Genomic DNA, 5,350 nt, shown 5'->3' on the forward strand with positions numbered 1-5,350 from the left:
ACTCCACGCAGATACAGGCTTTATTATACCTTAAAAATTAACTATTTTTCTTTAATATAACGAAGAGAAATGCAGATATACAAGATACTCTAAACTTTTTAGGGTACCTGAAAGTTTACTATCAGTGTTCAACAATATGAAATTATGGCTGTACTACAGCCTTCTTTAGAGGCACCTCCGGTAACCTCTCTTTTTAATCTTACCTACATTAAAATCAAATACTATTTATATGAGACTATGCTTCATGGCAAAGCTTACGTCTAGCAGATAATCAGTTAGCGCCGCTTCTCCTCTAGAAGTTTTGCTCTTTCGCTATAGTGCTTCTTCCCCTGGAAGGGCCTTGATACAACGGGCTGAGTAGCCATATGCACGGTCTTTTTTAATTATTTTTCCCATACTTTGATTCAAGAAGAAAATTTTTACCTGTCCATTTAAAGCACTTTCTGAAGTTAAATAGTAGCCAACAGCATTTTCAGCAGAGATAGTATTGGCATCTTCTGTGATGTTTCCATCTACACTGTTTCTAATTCCAGCCAAAGGAAATTTCAATATAGAGTTAGATTCAGTGGTAATCGTTTCAAGTAGATACTCATTACGCAATTCTTCTGCGGTAGGTATCCTATAGTTTAGGGGGCATATACCCGTACCATCTATTTTTGATAAGAATCTCTCCCTTTTAGTACCATCACTATCCACATCAATACCCTCCACAGAGGCAACTACCCAATCTGTAGCACTACTATTTACGGTAATAAATTCATCATGCGGTGGCGTTATCGTTTCTGCTTGTAAATTGACCTTGTCTGAATATGAAAATTGATGTCCATCTTTTGGTCTTCCCCACTGAAAATAGTAACCGTATGATGCCTGATCAGAAGGTGATTCCAATACATCTATAGCACCTAGATTTCTATCTAGCCATGTTCGACCTGATTGACTGAGTATAGGCTTATACACAAACCCATGATGCATGATACTAACTGATGATGTACCATTTGAATCTGTTGTATTTCCATCAGAGGTTGATCCTCCGGAGGCTCCATTTCCATCAGTGCCTGTTGCATTTTCACTAGGTGACGGCACTGCTGGTGCCACTTCCCAGCTCTCTCTTTTAATACAACGAACCGAGTAACCGTATGCACGACCTTTTGTGCTTATCTTTCCTTTGTTTTGATTCAAAAAGAGAACTTTTGCCACTCCATTTGAAGATTTATCTGAAGCCATATAGTAACCAGCAGGATCCCAAAAAGTATCATTTGCACTTTCTGAAATCTCTATATCATTTTTGTCATTATTGCGAAATCCTGCCAAAGGGAAGTTCAGTGTAGATTTAAAATGAGGTTGGAAAAATTCATTAAGCAACTCTTCTGCAGTAGGTACCCTGAACCCTTTAGGGCATATGCCTGTACCGTCTGTTTTCCACAAGAATGCTTCTCTTTGGGTACCATTGGCATCCACACCATCAACTACCCAATCTGTCGTAGTGTTATTGACAGTAATAAACTCACCAAATGAAGGATGTACGGTTGTTGCTCGTTGATGCCTCTTATCTGGAGATACAAGCTGATGTCCATCTGCTGGTCTTCCCCACTGAAAGTAGTAACCATATGATGCGGCATCAGAAGGCAAGGCAGCTACCCGTGAAGCACCCAGATTTCTGTCTAGCCATATTCGACCTGTTTCACTGGCTGCACACCCGTACATAATCCCTTTATACCTTACTCTACATAATATGGTTCTAGGAGCATTGGTATTCTCTTTAGCAGTATTGTTGGTATCACCACTTTCAATATTGGGGTAATGAAGCGTGATATTGCCGTCACTAATACTAATATGACTATCACACGCACTAAAGATTACGATTGCTATGGTGACTATTGACCACTGCAAATATGATTTCATACCTTTCTCCTTTGGGTTATGTCTCTTGCCTCTTTTTTATATAACAAAAAGGCATTCTGTATAGATATGCCTCTTACTAGAATTTTGCCTCTCCATAGTCTTTAAGTCCAGATCTAGTCATTTGTATTGTTGATCCTTGAACACAACGAATAGGTATTCCATTTGCGCGAGGCATCCATATCACTTTTGGTTTACCAGAGCAATAATATACCGCCATTGCCTTCCAGTTGTTGTCCTCAGTTGGTGGTATCGCATCAAAGGCTCCAGTATCGACCCACTTGGTACTAAAAAAGTTGGCATTGGTAGTGGCAGTCCAATAGTAAGATTCTGCTATGTATTCCCTCACCAACATACTTACACCTGCATCATTAAGGTCTAAAAGACCATTCCCCGACCATCGATGACCTGTAAGTGGAAGATGTAATTCAGAATTAAAAGCATCCTTATAGTCATCCCAATGTTTTACCTCTTGCCACCAGTCATCAGCAGTAGGCACCCTGAACCCTAAAGGACATATGCCTGAAGAGCCATCTGCCTTTAACCAGAAATTTGATCTAATCCATCCTCTATTGTCAGAACCACCCTCACCTTGCGTTACTTCAAAGTTGAATCCTATCACTTCTAGACCTCGCCAGAAACTGATTGGGTTCTTCTTGTAACTTCTCTCTCCTATGGTAGCAGAACCATCCTCTATCCAGTCTCTATCACGACTTACAGCGATAAAACCTCTAGATCTTCGAGCTGCCCAGATTCCGTTATCATATCTATGAGTGACACCAAATATAGTAGCTGATCTTTCTTCTGTAACGGGTGAATTAATAAATTGATGTCCATCTGTCTCTCTACCCCACTGATAGTACCAGCCAATTGCCGCTAAGTCCCAGACAGATTCGGCTACTTTTTGAGCACCCAAGTTTCTGTCTAGCCATATTCGACCTGTGTTTTTTGATTTTACACAACCATACCAAAGCCCCCCCCATTTAAATTTTTTACCATTTAAAATCTTTTTCGTCTCACCATTTGCATTGGTAGCAATATCATAACAGTGCCCCTGTCCTAGTGCCTCCTCTGCTTCTCGGGGCAGAAATGAAGGTGTTAGTGTTGCATTATGCTCATGGGCAGTGTGTGCTACGTCTATTGTAACAGCTCCCTTATTTGTTTTACCATTTGAATCTATTACTATGAGGTAAACAGTGTGAGAACCTACAGGAAAGTCATTTTTTTGAAACTTTGGTTTATCCGAAAGAATTGAAAAAGTATTTTTATCTATTTTTTCACTCCATTGATAGGTAACTACGTTACTGGTACCTGAACCCGTAGTCTCACTACCATCGAATTCAATCACTTCTTGCCATTTAAACCTAATGGCCTGAGTATTTTTTTCATTTCTGGTGATAATTGTTACGGCAGGAACTGGTGCAGTATTACGATTTGATACGGAGAGAGTATTGTCTCTATTTTTACGAACTACCATGTCTACTCTTCCTACTGAACTGAACTCATCTTCTACGGTAAGGGTAATAATATGAATACCCCGAGTAAGTTTATCACTAATCAAAAAAGATTCTCTTGAGAGAATTGTCTCTCCCTCTGTCCACTCATATTTTATAATTTTAGGAAGATAGGTTGGATTACTACTACTTCTCCCACCTATACTGGTACTACCCAAAAGAGACTTCTTGTCAGGACTCATCACAATACGCGCAGTGGGTACTTGGTTTTTTTCTACTACACCGGTTTCATTGGTATCTCTTTTATTATCAGTAGTACCGCCACCAAGACCATTGCTGCCAATACTGAGATCACCACTACATGCACCCAGCATGACCGATGCAACTGCAACTGCTATCCATTGTAAATATGGTTTCATCATTTTCTCCTCAATTATTGTGCATATATTATTAAATAAAATTTACACTTCTTACTAATTTATTTTATCTCTATTTGAACTACAGCCTATGATATATGTTACTCTTCTTCACTCAAATCATCCATAATACAGCGAACCGAAAGAGCAAATCCACGATCTATGTCAACAATTTCTACACCACCGGCATTGTGTGCTATCTGTAATGCTTTTGATTTATTTTCAGTAAATCCACCACTAGGCTCACTGGTCCAGTACATACCAATATCTGTACCACATATAGTAGGTGATCTTGGCTCATAATATGGAGTCTTGTGGTATGTCATAGCTGCATCCCACCACTCTTTGTCTCTTGGCTCATACTCTCTTACCTTAGCAAGAATACAACCGTACTCATTGCTTTCATCCCAACTATAAACATACTCACCATTCTTACGTCTATAGCCAGTCCATGGAAGTTTCAAAAATGAACTATAACCTCCACCTCGTTGCCAAAATTCATGAGATATTGTGTCTATCCTGAGTTCATCTGAAAATTCTTTTGCGGTAGGCACTCTAAATCCTATAGGGCATATGCTTGAACCGTCTGATTTTGACCAAAATGCAGCTCTTTGATGACCATCTATGTCTACAGTTGCCCAATCTGCCCCCCAAATCAATCGTTTACTAATACGATCCATATGGTCTCGATCATAATTTACCTGTCGCTGCCAAACGCCACTAAACTCCCCTGCATCATAAGAGAGATTATGCAAACTGTCTGACTTGCTGCGTGTTACAGAAGAGTTTACCATCTGATGCCCATCTTCCTCTCTGCCCCACTGGAAGTAGTTACCGTATGCCTGCATATCAAAAGGTCCGGTAGCTTTACGTGAAGCACCGATGTTCTTGTCTAACCATACTCTGCCTGTCAAAGGACTTACGATACACTCATAATCAATTCCATGATGATTAATAGGTTTATCACACCGTAATCTTTTAATACATCGGATTGGCAGTGCCTTGCTACGGAACAACGCCTTTTTAGTACCATTATACATTGCCCAAGCTTTTTTACCTTCTGCAGCATCTTGAGTCCAGTAAGCACTAACTGTACCCTTAGTAGACGGTGTAACTATGGCATCTTTTGCTGTACCAGCCGCAGGAAGTTTTAAGGCAGACAACATTCCTCCTTCTGCATTTTCAGTATACCAAGAGTTTACCTCCTGTATCCACTCTGCTGCTGTAGGCACTCTATAGTCTTTGGGACATACCCCATGACCATCTGTCTTTCTAAAGAAATATGACCTTCTTCGACCGCCTGGGTCACCAGACACTACCCAGTCTTCGGTATCCCTGTGTGCGATAAATTTACTACTAGGACGGTAAGGTACAAATGCCGCACTAGCAGGCACCTTAAACTCTTTCAAGATAGAACATTTCACAGTAAGCTTCAAGTCGCCTCTAAGTCTATCCAGCAAAGAAATATACTGTTTGCCAATCTTCCTAGTAAGATCTAGCTCACAAAAATTCTGCTCGGTACAATCCCAATTACCATTGGAAATATTTAGATCACCACGATCCCTTTCACTAAGATTGAGC

3 protein-coding genes are annotated in these 5,350 nt (G+C 40.2%); all 3 read right to left on the reverse strand.

Annotation, left to right across the window (positions count from 1 at the left end):
- Nucleotides 1-312 precede the first annotated feature (312 nt).
- Nucleotides 313-1,902 carry a fibrobacter succinogenes major paralogous domain-containing protein gene (locus LGB01_07100; GenBank protein MCB4753963.1) on the reverse strand — a complete coding sequence of 530 codons (1,590 nt, stop codon included), beginning with the start codon at nucleotides 1,900-1,902 and terminating at the stop codon, nucleotides 313-315.
- A 76-nt stretch (nucleotides 1,903-1,978) separates the two neighbouring features.
- The gene (locus LGB01_07105; GenBank protein ID MCB4753964.1) at nucleotides 1,979-3,775 is read right to left on the reverse strand and encodes a hypothetical protein; all 1,797 of its coding nucleotides are present in this window, start codon (nucleotides 3,773-3,775) and stop codon (nucleotides 1,979-1,981) included.
- A gap of 95 nt (nucleotides 3,776-3,870) precedes the next feature.
- A partial coding sequence (locus LGB01_07110) for a fibrobacter succinogenes major paralogous domain-containing protein (GenBank protein MCB4753965.1) occupies nucleotides 3,871-5,350 on the reverse strand: 1,480 nt, incomplete at its 5' end.

Source organism: Sulfurovum sp. (assembly GCA_020525365.1).
In the GTDB taxonomy this organism is placed as follows: domain Bacteria; phylum Campylobacterota; class Campylobacteria; order Campylobacterales; family Sulfurovaceae; genus Sulfurovum.